The organism is Spirosoma lituiforme (genome assembly GCF_054776635.1).
The window spans coordinates 326,260-346,001 of the sequence record NZ_BAAHBO010000002.1 but is presented as its reverse complement, the minus strand read 5'-3'; the positions used below and the strand labels follow the sequence as shown (position 1 = coordinate 346,001).

At 52.9% G+C, this 19,742-nt stretch carries 9 protein-coding genes; 4 read left to right on the top strand and 5 right to left on the bottom strand.

The genetic code is table 11. From position 1 onward, the window contains the following. Positions 1–461 precede the first annotated feature (461 nt). A complete protein-coding gene (locus ACYU87_RS09840; RefSeq protein ID WP_461133894.1) occupies positions 462–749 on the top strand; it encodes a hypothetical protein in 288 nt (95 codons plus the stop codon). 742 nt (positions 750–1,491) lie between these two features. Here ACYU87_RS09840 and ACYU87_RS09835 read toward each other — a convergent pair. After that, the gene (locus ACYU87_RS09835; protein ID WP_461133893.1) at positions 1,492–1,806 is read right to left on the bottom strand and encodes a hypothetical protein; all 315 of its coding nucleotides are present in this window, start codon (positions 1,804–1,806) and stop codon (positions 1,492–1,494) included. 1,071 nt (positions 1,807–2,877) lie between these two features. Between ACYU87_RS09835 and ACYU87_RS09830 the strand changes: the two genes are divergently transcribed. Further along, positions 2,878–10,908, top strand: a complete 8,031-nt coding sequence (locus tag ACYU87_RS09830) for an Ig-like domain-containing protein (protein WP_461133892.1) — start codon at positions 2,878–2,880, stop codon at positions 10,906–10,908. A 62-nt stretch (positions 10,909–10,970) separates the two neighbouring features. Here ACYU87_RS09830 and ACYU87_RS09825 read toward each other — a convergent pair whose 3' ends face one another. Genes ACYU87_RS09825 through ACYU87_RS09815 form a run of 3 tightly spaced genes read right to left on the bottom strand, consistent with a single transcriptional unit; the run spans position 10,971 to position 13,544 of the window. Then, positions 10,971–11,786: a hypothetical protein gene (locus tag ACYU87_RS09825; protein ID WP_461133891.1), complete on the bottom strand. Its 816-nt coding sequence runs from the start codon at positions 11,784–11,786 to the stop codon at positions 10,971–10,973. Further along, positions 11,783–12,775, bottom strand: coding sequence for a vWA domain-containing protein (locus ACYU87_RS09820; protein WP_461133890.1), 993 nt, complete (start codon positions 12,773–12,775; stop codon positions 11,783–11,785). Before ACYU87_RS09820 ends, ACYU87_RS09825 begins: the two co-directional genes overlap by 4 nt. 13 nt (positions 12,776–12,788) lie before the next feature. Then, entirely contained in the window at positions 12,789–13,544 is a 756-nt protein-coding gene (locus ACYU87_RS09815; protein ID WP_461133889.1) for a hypothetical protein, read from the bottom strand. A gap of 136 nt (positions 13,545–13,680) precedes the next feature. On the opposite strand from ACYU87_RS09815, the gene ACYU87_RS09810 reads away from it, so the two are divergent. Further along, on the top strand, positions 13,681–15,693 hold the full coding sequence (locus tag ACYU87_RS09810; RefSeq protein WP_461133888.1) for a WG repeat-containing protein: 2,013 nt from the start codon (positions 13,681–13,683) through the stop codon (positions 15,691–15,693). A gap of 20 nt (positions 15,694–15,713) precedes the next feature. On the opposite strand, the gene ACYU87_RS09805 is transcribed toward ACYU87_RS09810, so the two are convergent. Beyond that, complete coding sequence (locus ACYU87_RS09805; RefSeq protein ID WP_461133887.1) at positions 15,714–17,834, bottom strand: AAA family ATPase; 2,121 nt, start codon at positions 17,832–17,834, stop codon at positions 15,714–15,716. A 499-nt stretch (positions 17,835–18,333) separates the two neighbouring features. Here ACYU87_RS09805 and ACYU87_RS09800 point away from each other — a divergent pair, with 499 nt between their 5' ends. Beyond that, a complete protein-coding gene (locus tag ACYU87_RS09800; RefSeq protein ID WP_461133886.1) occupies positions 18,334–19,710 on the top strand; it encodes a hypothetical protein in 1,377 nt (458 codons plus the stop codon). The last annotated feature ends 32 nt before the right edge of the window (positions 19,711–19,742 follow it).

Here is a 19,742-nt window from a genome sequence, read left to right as displayed (position 1 = left end):
ATAGCCAATCAGGTTCAACCGCTCGTAGCCATGAGTTCAGCCGCCAGAAAGGGCCACTTTCGGGGCATGTTATCCTGCTTTTTTCTTCTTTTTGGATCTGCTGCACCAAATGTGTACCTATTTGGGTGAAATCTGCACATAAGGCGGAGAGCCATGGTCTAAACTTGCATAAGCATTGGAGAAGCCCAGACGCCTTTTTTTATCGTCCAGTTTGTGGAGGTAATCCGGGGTCGACTGCCTGCTGGTTTTCCTGCGGGGATGGCTATCTGCTAACTCAACAATGATGAAGAAACATCTTCCCGATGACGAACAATTTGTCCACGCTTTCCTCAGGCTTTTTTTACCCGCTCGAAGGCAGGGTTCGTCAATCTAGTGCTGCTGGTTGCTGGTCTGTCAGCCCAGAACCTAATCATTCACTACGGGTGCACTGACGGCACCATCCGCTATTGAATACCTTACCCATGATGAATTTCCTGAAAAAGCTATTTCAACAAGAAGAACACCGGCCAACAGAACTGGCCCCCGCCATGGCGAAAGAAGTAGCTATGCGCTTAAAGCATGCTGCTGAATTACGCCTGAATAAACAGTATGAGCTCACTATACTTGAATGCAATGAAATCCTGCAGTTCCACCCTGCCTGTCATCTGGCTTACCAGATTCGGGCTCTGGCCAAATATGATATAGATGATCAGGATGGCGCTATCCGGGACTGGAATCGGTTCAAATCGTTGCAAAAGTGGCTAAAGTAAACAGGTCTGTCAGTCGAAAAGCTGACGAGCAATCCAATAGCACGGATTTACTAGCCTTTTTTGGTGCCTTCTTTTGAGCGGCCTGGGAGTTCTGACGCAGAGAAAGGTTGTCCTCAATAAAAACGCCAGAACTCGAAACGCTCATGTATAAAACAAGGCTCATGGTCTAGTTCAAAAACTGGGCGTTTGGTAAGGCAATGAATGAAGCCGATAGGTGAACTAGCCTGTCAGTTGACAAAGGCCACTACGGTCAACTTACCCACTCCCTTACCACGGCTGCCGAAGCATTGGAGCAGGTTAGGACTATTACTCCGATTTTCCACGAATGAACATCGTAAACATTACCGATTGACCTCTCTCCACCTAAACCGCTTTTGAATCAACACTGAATACAATAAATCAATTGCGTCGTTGAATTATGCCTATATGCAGGTAATGTATCTACCCTAAATGGGCAAAATGTGCACCTATTTGGGTGAAATATGCACCTGCTTGTGACAACCATTCCCTAATCTTGTACAAGCATTCAGTGCCAAAAATAACGACTGCCAGAGAGGAGGCAGTAATGATACCGCGGTTGCTTTTTGAGTAGGGCGTTAATGGAGCAAAAGCGAATATTGGCCGGATGCGAGGGGCAACTCATAAGCTGACCTGTCCAGTGCTCCTTCTAGCCGGAACTAAAGAGGAAATAACCCCGCTAGCCACCAGTCGGGCGGTTGTGGCACAACGGCCGAATCGTAGCCTATTGATCTACGAGGGAGATCATTTGCAAGCCACAACTGTGTGGAAAGAAAGGGAGTTTGCTGATGGCTACGTTCGACGCATTAAGGAGTTTGCTGCGAAAATTTGACTTCTCAATTATTGCTCTTTTCTGCGAAGGATGTTTACGCTGCTTTAAGCAGATGATGGCAGCAATTATTAATGAATTACCTACGTACGACTGGTTACCATGCACTTTTTCTAGCCGTTCGCCCACGCGCCAAGGTATATTGGCAATTCGCGAAATAGCAACAGGGCCATCCGCCAGTTCGGCCACTCTTCGGGTAAATTCCGCCATTGAGTTCCGATTCGTGGAAGCTATAAAATAATGTTCATTATTTGGCGTAAATCGTGTTTTCGCTTGCGCTCAAGGTCGAAGAAAGGCGGCATTGCGACCCACTGGGAGTCGCAGGGCGGCCTGTACCGTCAGTTTTGAGAACTGTTTAGCGAGGTCTTTGCATTTTGGTCGACACAAGGATGTCACGATGCTCAGTTCTTCTCAATTCCCCAACATTTTCTCCGTGCTTTTACTTTTTCCAATCCTCTTCGCTTAATCGGGCAGGCTTGTCGAGTAAGATTTTAGTTCATTAAGGCGTTTTTGGCATTCTGTAATTTTGTCTGCATAGCGAGTGGCCATCTCCTGTGATTGACTAACTGTTATACCGCTTGACATGCGGTGTATTAACTCACTCAAACTTTCTATACGGCTGCTTAGTAACTGTCTGTGATTTTTCACCTTGTTGTGTAGGCTGGTTGAGTTACACTTTGCTCTTGTATGTATAACAAGAATTAAAAGTGATAGGTTATGTTTTTCTTATTTTTTTATATGTATATACGGAGTTTTACATAAGTTCAGATTTACTACTTATAGTGAATTGATCGTGCCTGCGCCGATAAGGATGCCGGGTTGAAATCGAACCCATCTGTGGAATCTTCGCCGACGCTCATCGTCCGCATTAACACGATCACGCAGATCTCGGACTGAACGGTAAAGGCGTTTGCGTTGCCGGCAGAATGACTGTTTTGCTTGCAGCATAAACGTGCATGAGCGAGGTAAACGAAGGTCTCGTGCTAGCATGTTTCCCAGACTTACGGACAGATTCTCAACGTGAGTTTATCGCCCGTTGATCAGGTTTTTGTGTATCATCTGCCTGAACTGATTCGGTCGCTGGCGACCCAACCAAATTTCCCTACCGACTGTTCGAAACTGATTGATTTTTTATCTCTATAGGGATAATTATGCAGGAATACCCAAGAAACAGCCTGTAGCGTACGGCGCCACGCAAGAAATCGTCCAACCCAATACTTTATGCTTTTATCCTTACGTATAGTTTTATGTACCCTGGTTGTATCACTGCTGTGCTGTAAGATGGCATGGGCACAACAGGTTGCGATCACGTCTGTTTCTCCTAATCCAGTCTGCGCGGGGTCAATCATCACGGTTGCTTACTCGAGCACGCTGTCTAGTTCAGGTAATGTCACGTTATACCTGAATAGCCCCGATGGAACAAGTGCTTCAATCGGCACTGCATCGACAAATGGCGGGAATGGGTCCGTTTCTGGAATAATTCCCGCTGGTCGGCCCACGGGGTCGTATACCGTTCGCGTCTCCAGGTCCTACGGCAACTCACCGACGGTAGACAGTCCTATCAGTGGTGCGTTCACGGTTAATGCCCTGCCTGCGGCCCCGGTAGTATCCAACCTGGCCTACTGTCTGGGAACAACGGGTGTTCCCCCCTTAACTGCCACCGGACAAAACCTGAAGTGGTATACCACCTCGGCTGGTGGAGCCGGATCGGCCACGGCGCCAACACCCCCAGCATCGTCGGCTGGAACCACCAACTACTACGTGAGTCAAAGCGTGAACGGCTGCGAAGGGCCCCGGGCTACTCTTACCGTAACCATCAATCCCTTGCCGGTTAAGCCAACAGTAACTTCCGCACTTTCATATTGCCAGAATGCCAGCGTTCCCTCGCTGGCTGCAGCGGTAAGCTCGGGTAATAACCTGAAGTGGTATGCGGGTGCGACGGGTGGCACCGGGTCAACAGCTGCCCCAACGCCACAAACATCGACTGTAACCACAACGTCGTATTATGTAAGTCAAACAGATGGCAATGGCTGCGAAAGTGATCGGGCTACTATTACCGTTACGATCAGAGCTACCCCCAATTCACCCGCGGTAACAACTCCGGTTACCTATTGTCAGAATCAGACAGCAGCCCCCCTGTCGGCGACGCCCGTTACCGGCGGTCCCCTGAACTGGTTCGGGCCGTCGAATAATTCGCTGGGTAGCACGGCACCTACGCCCCCAACAAACTCACCCGGCACGACCTTCTATACGGTTAGCCAAACAGTTAACGGCTGCACCAGCACCGCTGCTACCATTACGGTCACGGTTAATGCGACTCCCCCAGCGCCCGCTACCAGTCCGGCTAGTGCCTGTCAGGGGGGCGCAACGGTATCACTGGTCAACAGTGTGACACCTTTATCAGGCAATACGCTGAAGTGGTATACCTCCCCAACGTCGGCTAGTCTGGCTGCGGCTCCCCAGGTCGCGACCACTTCAACCGGTTCGCAGGTGTTTTACGTAAGTCAGACGAACGCCAATGGATGCGAAAGTAGCCGGGCATCCATCACCTATACGGTTTACGCCCGACCAAACCCGCCCACGGTACAGAGTCCGGTAACCTATTGCCAGAACGCGACCGCACTACCCCTGCAGGCAACGGCTTCGCCCGGCGGCACACTTAACTTCTATGGTACAAATGCAACCGGCGGGACCAGTACGACGCAGCAGACGCCACAGACCCAGTCCAGTAACATCTACTACGTGAGCCAGACGGTTAATGGTTGCGAGAGTAGTACACGGGCTCCAATCACGGTGACTATCAATGCGCTGCCGCCCAAACCCATTGTCACCACCCCTGTTGCTTACTGTCAGTTTGCGGTTGCCACTATATTAAGTGCTACGGCGTTGACCAACAATACACTTTATTGGTACGGCACTAACGCCACGGGTGGAACCGCTTCGTCAACCGCACCAACCCCGCCAACCAACGCAGATGGTACATTTACATACTATGTGAGTCAGAAAGATCCCATCGGTTGTGAAAGCGAACGCGCTACTATCAGCGTGACGATCTACCCTAAACCGGCAGCTCCAGCGGTAACTCCGGCCAGCGCCTGTCTGAACAGCATACCTAATCCATTGACACAGTCCGTTACCGCTACCGGTATACTCAAATGGTACACCAGTGCTACGGGTGGCACCGGCTCGACGGTTGCCCCAACACTGTCGACCTCGGCTACTGGCACGACCACGTATTATGTCAGCCAGACGAATGGGAGCGGCTGCGAAAGTGATCGTTCTGCGATAACCTTCACGGTGAACCCACTTCCGGCGGCTCCTGTACCAACACCCGCGAAGAATCCGCTGATTTATTGCCAGAATGAAACGGCAGCCCCTTTAACCGCGAATGGACAAAACCTGAAATGGTATTTGGCGGCCAGTGGGGGAAATCCACTGGCCAATCCGGTTATTCCATCGACGGCTGTTGCGGGCCCACCCATTACGTACTACGTCAGCCAGACGGATGGCAACGGCTGCGAGAGCCCCCGGGCCAGCGTTACCGTCACAACTATATCAAGACCCGCTCCTCCTACGGTGAGTGCTGCGCCGGTGACCTATTGCCAGTATGCCACAGCCACCCCGCTGAGTGCAACACCCATCACAGGCAATTCGCTTAACTGGTATGGTACCAATGCCACGGGCGGAACGGCTACGTCAACGGCTACCCCGACGACAGATATAGCGGATACCAAACTCTATTACGTCAGCCAGACGGATGGTAACGGCTGTGAGAGCAGCAGCCGGGCTTCTATCACCGTCAAGGTGAATGCCAAGCCGACCGCGCCAACGGTAACCACTATCACCCTGTGTCAGAATGCTACCCCCGTTGCCCTGGCTACGGCGGTGACCTCGGGCACCAATCTGAAATGGTACACGGCTCAAACGGGCGGTACGGGCTCAACGGTGGCTCCAACGCTGTCGACCGCTGCTGTAGGGTCAACCACGTATTATGTGAGCCAGACGAGTGCCGACGGTTGCGAGAGTGACCGGAGTGCGGTTGTGGTAACGGTAAAACCGTTGCCGGTTGCGCCTACGTTAACGCTTAACACCCAGAATCTCTGCCAGAGCTCAGTGCCCACCCCGCTGACGGCCATCGCCACGGGAACGTTGAAATGGTATAATGCCTCTGGTCCAATCCCTAGCCCTGTTACACCCTCGACAACCAACGTCGGGCCGACTACGTATTTCGTTAGTCAGATTGTAGATGGGTGCGAAGGCCCGAAGGCTACATTAAACGTGGTGGTTATTCCGAAACCGGTAGCGCCAACGGTTACATCATCAGTTACGATCTGTCAGGCGGCAACGCCCATTACCTTAGCCGCTACCGGCCAGAATTTAAAGTGGTACACGGACCCAACGGGTGGCACTCCATCGGCAACCGCACCAACGCCACCCACTTCGGCGTCGGGTACAACGGTTTACTACGTTACGCAGACCGATGCGAATAATTGCGAAAGCGACCGGGCGGCCATTTCGGTTCGTGTCAAGCAAAAGCCAGCCCCACCCGGTACAGCGGCCCTTAGTGTCTGCTCTAACCAGGTGACGCCCCTGACGGCCACCTTCGCTGCGGGGACTACTCCGAATTGGTATGGCACCAACGCCACGGGCGGAACGGCTTCGGTAACGGCACCGACGCCATCAACGGCCGTTATTGGTGCACCGGTTCAGTATTACGTCAGCCAGACATTGGAAGGGTGCGAGAGCGACCGGGCGTCGATAGCGGTAACGATCAAGGTACTTCCCGTAGCACCAACCGTGAGTTCGACCCCTGTAACGTATTGCCAGGATGCCGTTTCGGTACCCTTATCGGCTACGGCTACCGGTAGTTTAAACTGGTATACGACACAAGCCGGCGGTACCGCATCATCGACTGCGCCAACGCCATCGACGAACAGTAGTCTGCCACCAACCACCTACTACTACGTCAGTCAGACGGTTGATGGCTGTGAAGGGCCTCGGGCCAGTATCGCCGTAACCATTAATCCAAGACCGGCTCAACCCACGGTTGTTTCGTCATTTACGTACTGCCAAAACGCTACAGCTCAGGCATTGACTGCAACGGGGCAAAACCTGAAGTGGTATACGGCCCTGACAGGTGGAACCTCGTTAGCAACCGCGCCAACACCACCGACCACTACACCAGGCTCAACGATATACTATGTTAGTCAGACGAATGCCAACGGCTGTGAAAGTGACCGGGCCAGCATTACCGTAACGATTGTGGCTACGCCGGATGCTCCCGGTGTAACTTCATTGAGTTTGTGTCAGAGCTCAACACCGATTTCCTTGACGGCCACAGCCAGCACGAACGGTGCACTATACTGGTACGGCCTGAATGCCACGGGCGGAACGGCTACCACACTAGCGCCCACACCACCCACCGCCACAACGGGTACAACTACCTACTACGTGAGCCAGCGTGTGAGTGGCTGTGAAGGTCCACGGGCTGGTCTGAACGTTACCATTGTGCCCTTACCTACAGCTCCCGCAGTGGCTCCTACGTCGGTCAGCTACTGCCAGAACGCGGTGGCTACTGCCCTGGTGGCTACTGCTGGCGGTACGCTAAACTGGTACATCAGCCAGGGGGGCGTGGTGAGTCCGTTGGGACAAGTGTCACCAATCCCCTCGACAACGGCTGTGGGGACGACCACCTACCTCGTTAGCCAGAGCGTGAATGGCTGCGAAGGTCCCCGATCAACCATCAGTGTAACCACCAACGCGCTACCACCAGCGCCAACAGTTGCCTATCCGGCGAATACATTGAATTTGTGCCAGAACAGCACGGCCAGTCCGCTAATGGCCACGGGCAGTTCGGGGGGCGTGTTGAACTGGTACACAGTGGCTACCGGAGGAACACCCATTACGGCTCCCGTTACACCAAATACCTCGACGACTGGTACCACCATCTACTACGTAAGTCAGGTATTGAATGGATGCGAAAGCGCCCGGACAACCATTACCGTAATCATCACAGCTACGCCTGCTGCGCCGGGTACAACACCTGCCAGCTTCTGTTACAATACCGTTGCAACGGCGCTGACCGCAACGGCTGTTCCCGGGGGTATTCTGAACTGGTACACGTCCGCTACGGGCGGAACGGCCAGTACGGCGGCTCCCGTACCACCGACCAATGTGGTTGGAACGACGACGTACTATGTAAGCCAAAGCGTGAACGGTTGCGAAAGCCCGCGGACTAGTCTGGACGTGACGATCAAACCCCTGCCTGTAGCGCCAACCGTAACGACTAGTGCGCCAAGCTTCTGCCAGAATAGCGTGTCTACTGCACTGTCGGCTACTCCGATCAGTGGCGGTACATTGAATTGGTATACTGTTCCGACAGGTGGAACGGCCAGCCCAACGGCCCCCATACCGCCAACCAACGTGGTCGGAACAACAACTTACTACGTGAGCCAGAGCGTGAATGGCTGCGAAGGATCCCAGGCCAGCATTGTCGTGACCATCAAGGCCTTACCAGCAGCGCCTACGGTTTCGGCCAGTAGCGTCACGTTTTGTCAAGGTACTACTGCCACCGCCCTGACCGCGGGCTTCAGTCCCGGCGGTACGCTGAACTGGTATACAACACCGACAGGCGGAATATCTTCGCCCGTTGCGCCTGTTCCATCAACCGCTACGCCGGGCCTCACTACCTACTACGTAAGCCAAAGCGTCAATGGTTGCGAAAGTCCATTGGTGCCGATCGTGGTCATCATAAAACTTACCCCATCCGTACCAATCGTTGGGGCATCGCCAATTTATTGCCAGGGCGGAACCGCAACGGCGTTGTCGGCCACCGCACCGGACGGCGGTTCGCTGAACTGGTATACGAATGTTACGGGTGGAACACCGACAACCACACCGCCCGTTCCGCCGGTCAGCAGTCTCGGTGTGGTTACGTATTACGTTAGTCAAATTCTCGACGGTTGCGAAAGTGCACGGGTTAGCCTGACCGCAACCATCAAAGCGGCTCCGGCCGCCCCATCTGCAACGGCTTCAGTGGCGTATTGCCAGGGATCGGTTGCCGTTCCGCTGACGGCGACACCAACGGGTGGAGATGCCCTGAACTGGTACACCACACCCACGGGAGGAAGCCCTTCTGCGGTAGCGCCTGTACCCGCAACCAGCAGCCCCGGCTCGACGCTGTACTATGTAAGCCAGACCGATGCTACCGGCTGCGAAAGTGTCCGGTCGGCGGTTACGGTTAAGGTAAATGCATTGCCTGCGGCTCCGTCGACCGTACCTGCTACGTATTGCCAGGGCAGCGTTGCCACGGCCCTGACCGCTACCCTGAACGGCGGTGTGTCGTTAAACTGGTACACAGCCGCAGCCGGTGGCGTTGGTTCGCCCGTTGCGCCTACACCTGTAACGACCAGCTCCGGAACAACGCCCTACTACGTGAGCCAGACCGACGCGAATGGCTGTGAGAGTAATCGAAATGTTGTGCTGGTTACCGTTACGCCAACGCCAGATGCACCGGTCATTGCCTCCATCGCACCGGTTTGTCAGAATAGCCCGGCGTTTGCGGTGCAGGCTGCCGGACAAAACCTAAAATGGTATTCTGATCCGACCTCTACGGCCAGCCTGGGTAGTTCGGTTCTTCAGTCGACGGCGGTGCCCGGTACGTTCGTTTATTATGTCAGCCAAACGAGCAATTCGTGCGAAGGTGCCCGGGCGCAGGTTCAGGTAGTTGTTAATCCATTGCCAGCCGCGCCAGTCGTTACGAATCAGACGGGTTGTCAGGATGTGGTGGCGCAGCCGCTGACGGCTACCGGTACAAATTTGCAGTGGTACGACGCAAACGATAACCAGATCTCGGCCCCAACGCCCGTAACGAAGGTAGACCTCACGCAGACCTATACGTATAAAGTGAGCCAGACGCTTAATGGCTGTACCAGTCCAAAGGCTACCTTCACCTACACGGTTAACGTTACGCCGTTGCCAACCGTTACGCCGGTGGCCGCCTACTGCCAGAACTCGGTGATAACGCCCCTGCAGGCTACGGGTACCAACCTGAAATGGACTGATCCGAACGGGGTTGTCAGCGCCAATACACCCACGCCGTCAACGGCAGCGGTAACGTCGGGAAGCAGCTATTTTGTCACCCAGACCAGTTCGCTCGGGTGCGAAAGCCGGCCCGCCGAAATAAAAGTAACGGTCAACGCGCAGGCTGTTGCCAAACTGGATGGGAATGCGTCGGTGTATCTGGGTAGTCCGGCACTGCTGACGCTGACGCTGACCGGGGCGGGCCCGTACAGCTACACCCTGTCTGACGGAACAGTCGGCATTGCTGAAACATCGGCAAATTCACCGATAACGACCAAGCAGATTTCTGTTACGCCAGCTGCTACAACAACCTACACGGTAGCGGCTGTGTCGAATGCCTGTGGCATTGGACCTTCCAGCGGAGCGGCCACCGTTACGGTTAAAGTGCCTACGATTACGACCACCAGCTTGTCTGCGTTGTCGGTCTGTGCCGGTACGGCGCTCTCCGTCAATTTTTCAACCACGGGTGAGTTTGTTGCGGGAAATGCCTTCTCGATTGAAATTGCCAGTACGACCGGGGATTCATTAAGCCGGAAATACATACCAATCTCAAACGGGGTGGTTCAGGGATCGTTCATCACCACGACCGTTCCCAGTTCGATTGCGCCGGGACAGTATTACGTGCGGGTTGTAGCGTCGAATGCACCGTACTCGATTGCCGGTACAATCAATCCCGCTGTGCTAACCATACGACCTGTAGCAACGTCCTCATTCAGCGTCAATAAAATGGTCATCTACAAAGGAGAGAGTGTTATACTGTCGTTTAGTCTGGGTGGCGACGGGCCGTGGCAGGGAACCTATGTGGCCGGTACAGAATATAAGTACTTCGTGTCGACAACGAGTGTGTATTCGGCAACGCTGACACCGGCCACGACGACGACATACAAGTCGTTATCGATCGCTAACGGGTGCGGCAATGGGAAGATAGAAGGGGCGGATACGGTAACCGTCACGGTCAATATTCTGACGGCGGAGGAAGATCCATTCGCCAATTCGGTGAAAGTATACCCGGTGCCAGCGGATGGCGAGGTAACCGTTGATATCGATATTCCGTTACAGAGCAAGCCTGCCGAGCTTCGGCTGATTGGTCCGGGCGGCCGCACAACGGAGCAGCTGACCACGAAAAAGCGACAGACGATACTGGACTTGAGTAAGGAACCCGCGGGTACGTACCTGCTGCACATTACCGTCGGCGACCGATCGACGGTGCGTAAGATTCTCAAGTTATAGCCCGTTTTTCGGCGCATGAATCGGTTTGGAGGTATCTACTTCCAAACCGATTTTTTTTGCCATCAATCGGCAATAAGAATGGCCGTATAATCGTCGGGTCCCAGCAATTGCCGGGTGCGCAGTTGCTGCGTGTGAGCCAGAAACTGAACGGGGGAGGCCAGTGCCGTCTGGAGCGGTTGCCAGACTGATTCTTCGAAGGAGAGCTGTTTGCCTGACCAATGACGCAGATGCGCTAAAGCCCGACTACCCAATGCTGTCGGCTGCTGCGCTATTATTCGTATTGTTTCTACATCACCCTGCAGGGTGGCATAAGCCATCAGAAGGTACTGGCCTAGGGCGTCCGATAGCAAGGCGTACTGCTGGCCGGGCTGGTGCGGCCAGCTGCCGGAACGAAAGCCATCGGAGTCGGGCGGATGGAGCCAGTTGAGCAGGTAAGGGGCGGATTCGAACTGGCGTATGTCTGGATTCGCGGCCCGCAATTCGCCCGTCGATGGATTAAAACAAAGCGCTACCGCATCGCCGTATACCATCCAGTGTACGATAGCTGCCTGATGATGCAGCGTTACCAGCGTTGCCGAAGAGCCTTCGCCCATGAACTTACGCTCGATCAGGTAGTTCTGCTGGGCTTGAGGTCGATAGGCATCGAAGAACGATACCCACTCGGCATCGAGCCAACAGGCCAGACTGTCCAATCCCTCAAAAGGCTTATGCGGGACCTGCTGAACCAGATGCCGGGCCCATTCGCCGGCGTAAATACCCGTACCACCGGCACCATCGGCAACGGCCCATATGCCCGCTTCGCTATCGGATCGCCAGGCGTCTTCGTTGTCGGTATAGACCGGTGCTTCTTTGCTGACCGACTGCTGACGGTTTCTCATGAGTCGGGCTGAAGAGCAGCCGTAAAGTGCTGGTTGTGCTGGGTGGGCGTACCGATGTTCATGAATTTGACCAGAGCATCCATGTCGGCGTTGCTGCACATGCCTACGTAGGCGGTTCGCTGGTCGAGCCCGAACAGGCTGGCGATATCGGCATGGTAGGAGGCTGGCATATCGCTCGACATATCGTAGAGCAGCCGGGCGTAGGGGTCAGCGCCCAGTTCATCCGCTTTCGAAGGGAAACGAATCGTTTTGCCCTGCTCATCCGACACGTGAATGTTCATCAGCAATACATGGCCATCCGATGTGTGGAGATTTTTTAACCGGTTGCAACAGGCCAGCAGTTCATCCGTCGTGGCATCCGTCGCTACGCCATCAGTGATGTTAATAACCGTCGGCGGATAAACGTCTTTACCCGCCTGAGCGACCAGCCATTGTTCTATCAGTGATTCGGCCAGGCAGATGGCGCTTTTCATGGGCGTTCGGTGCCGATGAATGGCCTGTAACCAGATGGGACGCTTTTCGGTGGTGGTGATGACCCGCCCCCGGATCGTACGCTGTACAGTAATTTCCTCGACACGAATGGCCGCTTCAGCCAGTTCTGCCGGACTCAGGAATGTTTTTCCGGCCATACCGCCCGACCAGAGCACATTGGCTTTGTCGTCGCTGAAACCGCCGTAGCCAATGAGGGCAATGTCGTAATAGTGCCGGATCTCATCGCCTTTCTGGCAGCGGAGTACCAGCTCCAGCAGGGTTTGGTTGATGATCTGCGCCACGGCCGCGGCTTTGGACAGCGACTGGCCCCGGTAGGTCGTCCGTTCGTCCATTGAGCCCGACTGATCGATCAGAAAGATAAACGCCGTGGGCGTCTGGCGCATGATCTGCGCCGAGTAGGGGCGATGCTTGATGGGCTTTTGCAGAGCGTCCTGTAGCGCGGTCTGCAAATCGGCGGGCGATAACGAGTAAGAGGGTAAGGGTTGAAGACCGGTCATAAAAAGGAGGAGACTAGGATGCGTGAAGCAACTGCCCGAGATGGTCAATCTGCTGCTGCATCCGCTGTTGCAAGTTCGAAAAATGCGCCATTAAATCGCCTTCATGCGTCACCAGTCGATAGGATTCTTCCGCTTTCAACGTGTCAATTTCCAACTGAAGTCTTGTTTGCCGGTCAACCAGTCGCTCGTACCATTGCTGAAGTACAGCCAGTTCGTAGGTTGTTTCTGACTGATCTGTGAGCCACTGACTCTCGTTGAGTTCCCGCACCAGCCGACGGACGGCGGCCAGATCCCGCTGTTTATATACATCATTGAGCCGGGCCATGAAGGTCGCAGCCTGCACCATGCGGTCGGGATCACTGGCATGGCGGTCGGGGTGAGCCAGCATAACGGCCTGCCGATACAGTCGCCGGAGTTCGCTTTCGGCGGTTTCATCGAGCTGAGCAGGCTGGTGCGCAATAGCCTCCTGAACTACCCGGTTCGTCTGGGCAAATCGCTCCTGCCAGGTCTGCGCTTCTTCCGAATCACTCCGCCGACCGGTCTGGCTGGCCCGTCGAAGCGCCAGCTTCATTTGCAACTCGGTCGTCTGCATCAGCAGGTGGCCAAGCTGAGCCCGAAACCGTCGGTAATACTGGTCGATGAGGGATTGACAGCCTGCCTTTTCCTCTTCCAGCCGGGCAATCCGGGGGCTCAAGGCCTGAATCCGGGCTAACAGATCAGCCTTGGCGGGATGAATAACAAGCGAAGAGGGAATGGGATGAGCGTTCATTGATTTTAGTTGTGCCGAAACTACCTCAAAAGTCTTGTAATCACTGCTTTTACCGGCGTCGATGGTCAGTAGCTAGTTATCAAGCTGGATGGTTCATGTCAGAAGTGAGGGACACGAATTGCTTTCCTGTGACTTTTTGAGCAACTTAACCCGATTCCCCTTATTCATTGTGCCCGTACACAGGGCATATGGATCGCGCATGTTTCCGTCAATCAGCGAATATATACAATCTATTGAACTCTCAACCGAAACCCTACAACGGCTTAATTACCTGATTCCAGTCCGGAAGCCAGCTGGGCAGTTGTATTTCAGCAGTGGAAATTTTGCCGTGGCCTTTCGAATGCTGGACACCCGAACGGGCCAGCAGGTAGCGTTGCGCTGTTTCCTGCGGGAAGCCGCCGGTCGTCGGGAGCGACTCCGCGCGATTGCCAGCTACGTGAACGAAAACCCATCGGACTACCTGCTTCCGTTTACCGTTTATCCGGATGAACTCTGGGTCGATACGCGCTTCGGTCAGGCGCGCGACTTTGATGTGACGGTGATGCCCTGGGTGAGTGGGCAAACGCTGAGCCAGTATGTAGCCGATTGCTGCCGCAACCAGCAGGCACAGACACTCGATCAGCTGGCTCATCGGTTTGATGAACTGGCGCGCTGGCTCCTCGGCCAGCCAATGGCCCATGGTGACCTGAAGGCGGACAATATCTTGATCCAGCCCGACGGTCAACTGGCCCTGATCGATTACGACGGCTGCTTCGTGCCCGCGCTGGAGGGGCAGGACGCTACGGAAATCGGTACGCTACCGTACCGGCACCCGGCCCGTACCCCCGCGCAGTTCGACCGCCATCTGGACGATTTTAGTCTGCTGGGCCTCTCTCTGGAACTTCACGCCTTGAGTCTGAACCCCGCATTGTATACCGATACCGACACGCTGCTGCTGACGCTAAATCTCGTCACGGACCCGTTTAACGCGGATCAGTGGAGCCAATTTCGACGGTTATCGTCTGCCAAGGTATCAGCCCGGGCAAGCTTGCTGGAACACGCGATTCACGGCCCGCCAAAGCCAATTCCAGGGCTTATGGACCTGCTTCCCGGTCCGGAACCGGCCATAAATCTACCGGTAGCAACGGATTGGGCGGACACGCCGATTCCGTATCTTCAGCGCCGACAGTGGGGGTTTATCAACCGGGCGGGCGAACTGATTGGTCCGGGTGAGTGGGAACATGTTGGACCCTTTTCGGAGGGGCTGGCGGCCGTTCGAACGCAAAGCAAGTGGGGATTTTGCAATCGGCAGGGCCAGCTGGTTATTGACTGTCAGTTCGATGAGGTTCGGGAATTTAGCGGAGGTCTGGCGCTGGTTCGACAAGTAGGAAAGTACGGGTTTATCAATGGAAAAGGCCAGCCGGTTATTCCCTGCGTCTATGAGGAGGCCGGACACTTTGCCGACGGACGTGCCCTGGTCCGACAGAACAATGCCTATGGGTTTATTGATGAACAGGGGCGGGTTGTCATTCCCGTACAGTTTGAGTCGGCGGGGCACTTCAACGAAGGGTTGGCCCAGGTTCGACAAGGAGGTAAGTACGGCTTTGTCAATGCGAACGGCACGCTGCAGATAGCCTGTGAGTTGCCGTTTGCCGATGCCTTTTCGGGTGGGTGGGCGGCTGTCGAGAAGGATGGTCAGTTTGGGTTTATTAATAAAAATGGCGCCATTGCTATCCCGTACCAGTTCGATCTGGCCGGTAGTTTTGCCGAGGGACTGGCGCCGGTAAGAAAAGGGCGGAAGGTTGGCTTCATTAATGATGAAGGCACTCTCGCTATTCCCTACGAGTTCGACGAGATCATGTACAACGTGGTTATGCCCTTCAAGGAGGGGCTGGTGCTGGTGAAGAAGGGGCGTCTGTTCGGCTACATCAACCGGCAGGGACAGACCGTTATTCCGTTCGAGTTTACGGATGCGGATAATTTTTCGGAAGGCTTGGCGGCTGTTCAGGCGGGGGACAAGTGGGGGTATATCAACCAGACTGGCGACGTTGTCATTGCCTTTGCGTTGGATCATGCCTATCGTTTTCGAAATGGACTGGCGCTGGTTCGGAAGAACAACAAGCTGGTCTACATCGATCAAACGGGGTTTGTTTACTGGGATCAATCGTAGGCAATGGAACGGATGTGTACTCAAGCCAGCTTGCTGAGTAAATCAACCCACTGCCGAACCGTTTCAGGCTTGAGTCGCGTAGCGATTGTATCCATTGCCTTTGCCGTACGTTGGGCCAGTGTTAACCGCCAGTCGTGCGCCAGTACATAGGCGTTGGCTTCCGCAAACGACTGTATCTGCGCCACAATCGACGCATCAGGTTGCAGCAGGTAATCAAAATCATCCGTTTTCTGGCCCCGGTACATCCGGGAAAACTGACGGGCCAGTTCATTAGCCGGGAACAAATCTTCCAGCCATTGAGATTCCCCCAGCGTAATAACGCGATCGGGTACGTCTTTATAGATAGTCTCCTGCAGCGTTTTCGCCAGCGCAGCCGCACATGCCGTTCCATCGAGCAGCACGTAAGGCATTGCCCCTGCCTGTTGCGCCAGCAGACACGCTAACGGTTCTACATCGGCTGGTGAAGCCGTGGGAATAAACAAAAGAGTTTGGGTCGGTGGGTGATGACCCATTTTGAGCAGGTAGGATTGCATGAGTTGCAGATAGACCTGACTCGAAGCTCCGTCGACCAGCACCAGTGAATGCCCGGTCAGTATGTGATCTGACAGGGTCAGGTTCAGAGCCGCCCGAATCGGGTAAAACGAGGCATTCGTATCCGACGTCGAAGCCGAATAGGCATCGGAAACCACCGAGTGACCATCCGACCCGATGTGCAGTATATTGAGGTTGTCCAGCGCCTGACTGCCAATCATAAAGGGCGAATGCGTGGTATACACGAGCTGATTGGTCTGGGCAAGTGAATGAAGGAAGGCTAACAGGTCCTGCTGGGCAGTGGGGTGGAGCGAAAGGCCGGGCTCATCGAGGAGTAAAATACAGTTGGCGTGGCCACCTTTCTGCCCGGCCCGGAACGTCAGGAAAAAGCTAAAGAACCACTGCAGCCCTTTGCTTCGGCCGTCCAGTTCGATTTCTTCCGTTCGTTTTTCATCGCATACCCAAATTCTGAAGTGATTCCCATCCGCCTGAAACCGAAACCGGTAGGCACCCTGACGCCACCAGTCCTGAAAGGCCGCCGTGAGGTGAGCCGAAGCGGTTTGCAGGCTAACTTCCCGCTTCTTTTTGTTGGCCCGTTCCTGCTCGACGGTGTTCTCCGGCGCGGCCTCGATTTCGGTACTCTCGATCCGGCCATATGAATCGCGGGTCAGAATCGTTGTCTGACTTACTTCCGCGCCTAGTGCCAGAATTTCGTCCGGTTTGAGTTGAACGAAATCAAATAGCAGGTTGAGTGTCCGCACTTTGGCCTGTTCCCGAATGCTAAGGTCCGGACGAGTGCTGTTCTGGATAACGTGGGGCAGGTAAATCTCAGTGTCCAGGTTGTTGTACTCGGAGTAGTAAACAAAGCGGGGCAGTTGATCGAGAAACAGCCGTTGCTGGTCTGCGGAGAGCACCAGGCGCTTATTGGCCAGCAGCCGGGCAATGTTTTCCAGCGGTGTTTTTACCTGTTCATCGACGAAAACTCGAAACGGTTGCCGCCGGGAATACTTGACCGTACTGAATTCATCGATCTGAGCGACAAGGTTATAGACATCGTACTCGCCCAGGCTACCGGATTCCGGCAACAGCCCGATCAGCCGGTCAATAAACTCCCGTAAATCCTGCGTATTTTCTTCCTTATCTCTGGTGATCAGCTCACTCGTCAGATACGTTTCCCAAAAGGTACTCAGTAGCGTATGGATGTGTTTGTTCGGATACTGCTCCAGACACGAAGCCGGAAAATGTACGTTGTAGGCCCCCGTATAATACCGGGCCACCTCGACCGTTGCCAGCAGTTCCATCGGGTAGTCCAGTCCAACGATAGATGCCAGCTGATCCCTCATCTTCGCGTCGGTCGCAAACGTGGCCCGAATAAACGGTTCTTTCGCTGCGTTGTTTTCGAAGGCCAGGTAGTGCTTGCGGGGGTAATCCGCCAACGGGTCGATAGGGGCGTTATCGGCCGGGTTCAGTTTGTGTAAGGCGGCCAGCAGGTTCGTCTTTCCTGATTCATTGGTGCCGACCAGACACAGGTATTTATCTACGTGTAGCTCACCTGAATCGTCAATCGACCTAAACTTGGTGACCCGGAACGACGTCAATCTAAAAGGCATTAGGTACCAGTGATTTAGTTATCCACAAATATAGCTGAACGATTCAGGTGCTGTTTCAGAATTGGGGTGTAGATTTCTCCGTCTAACTCAATCAATTGTACGTACTCAACTTTCCGTATTGAGAAAAAAGATTATCGGGAGTAGGGAGTCTGTACACTTTATTAAATTCACCTACCGCCTGTTTGAAACTGCTTGACTTTATCGGCCTTATGGGGATAATATGCATGGTTCTGTTTCTCTGATAAGATTATACAGGGTGTATTCTAATGTACCAGAAACTAACTCATTTTTATGAATCTACTTATACGTCTAGTTGTAAGCATGCTCTTTGCGTTGCTGATAGACTGCCAATGGTAGCGCGCTCATTTATCAAGAAGGATTTTGTCTCTTGTGTTTCCATGCGTGTCCATTTGGAAAGGAATTCGATTGACTAATAATCGATTATTTGAAGCCATCGTTGTTACTATGTTGCCGATACGTTCCTAAATCTGCACTCTGTATGAATAACCTACAAAAAGAAAATCTAAAAAAAGAACAAAAGGATTCTGTTAGCAAACCCAAAAAAAACAGTAAGAAAAAGAAGAAGAAGCCTGGCCAATTTGGTGTTGTAAAAGAAGACAAAGAAGAGGGAATTTCATTAGTAGAGCAATTGGAAACGTTGAATGCCGCAGAGGCATTGAGCGTATTATCGAAGCCACAAGTTTTTCAGGTACCTGATATAGCACTGCAGCAGGATATTGTCAGCAGTTTGGAAAAGATATTAGGAGATTCGGACAAATCACTTCTTTTTATCGGTGCGATTCAATTAACGGAGCTTGAGGAAACTGATACGCTAAATGACTTAATCAAAAGTACTCAATTGGTAAATCTTAAATCTGAGTATGAAGCATCTAAAGCTGGTGAGAATGGCGATAATGCTCATGCTCTTGCTTCCAATCTAAACCTTTATAATGAAATTGATGAAACGTTGAAAGCTAAAATTATTAAAAATACCCTCACTACTATGCATGAAGCAGGCCAGTTAGAGTATTTTAAAAAGAGTGAACTAATTAACGATGAATGGAAAGTCCTGATTGAGGTTCATTATTATAGAAAGAGAGGTACTGGTAATGGAAATAAACTACACAAGGATACGCTAGGTCAAACGTTGTTTGTCAATCTTAACTACTTGAATGATCAGGAAATTGCAGGGCCGGAGTTTGTTATTAATCCGTATAGTGATGAAGAAAATCAGGCTCGTATCAAAAGCAGACTGCCCAATAAATTTGTCAAGGATTTAAAGTTAGTGGGCGATAGCTCTCCTAATGGGAGTATTATTGAAACAACGGATATTATGGCGAATGGTGTAGTAGCTTTTGTTGATGAAGCCATACATCACACTACGCCTATTGTGGAACATCGTAAGGTTACCTCGGAACAAATTGGGTCTGTATATACAGATATCAAAAAACAGTGCAAAAAGTATAACGAAGCAATTAATAGCAAACTAAGTTATTTCAAAAACACAGACCTTACCTCATATTTTTCAAAATTGGATGATAAATATAAAAATGATGCCACAGGTTGGTTACAAATAATGACTGCTCCGGGAAGCTCCCAATATAATCGACATGGTCTTAAACAACTATTGCCACATATGCCGGATGAAGAAATTGATCGGCTAATTGAGATAGGTGGGTATAAAAATTACGGTGAAGCTTCTATTCCAAGATTTCAAGGTAAAGACACAGTTTTGAAGCCAGTGCGAATGGAAGCGGTCTCACCCATGCAACGCCGGATGAGTATGCGCTTAACGAATAATAGTGCACCTCCTGACCCAACCCAGGGAGAAGCACGTAAGTTTTTTCGCACCTGGGTGCGTGCGGTGCGTAAATAAGTTTACATTCAGAAGTCTGTGAACTAATTCTG

Bases quoted from the DNA above. Each gene is read 5' to 3' on its own strand.
- ACYU87_RS09840 (WP_461133894.1), top strand. From the start codon at position 462: ATGATGAATTTCCTGAAAAAGCTATTTCAACAAGAAGAACACCGGCCA.
- ACYU87_RS09835 (WP_461133893.1), bottom strand. From the start codon at position 1,806: ATGGCGGAATTTACCCGAAGAGTGGCCGAACTGGCGGATGGCCCTGTT.
- ACYU87_RS09830 (WP_461133892.1), top strand. From the start codon at position 2,878: ATGGCATGGGCACAACAGGTTGCGATCACGTCTGTTTCTCCTAATCCA.
- ACYU87_RS09825 (WP_461133891.1), bottom strand. From the start codon at position 11,786: ATGAGAAACCGTCAGCAGTCGGTCAGCAAAGAAGCACCGGTCTATACC.
- ACYU87_RS09820 (WP_461133890.1), bottom strand. From the start codon at position 12,775: ATGACCGGTCTTCAACCCTTACCCTCTTACTCGTTATCGCCCGCCGAT.
- ACYU87_RS09815 (WP_461133889.1), bottom strand. From the start codon at position 13,544: ATGAACGCTCATCCCATTCCCTCTTCGCTTGTTATTCATCCCGCCAAG.
- ACYU87_RS09805 (WP_461133887.1), bottom strand. From the start codon at position 17,834: ATGCCTTTTAGATTGACGTCGTTCCGGGTCACCAAGTTTAGGTCGATT.
- ACYU87_RS09800 (WP_461133886.1), top strand. From the start codon at position 18,334: ATGAATAACCTACAAAAAGAAAATCTAAAAAAAGAACAAAAGGATTCT.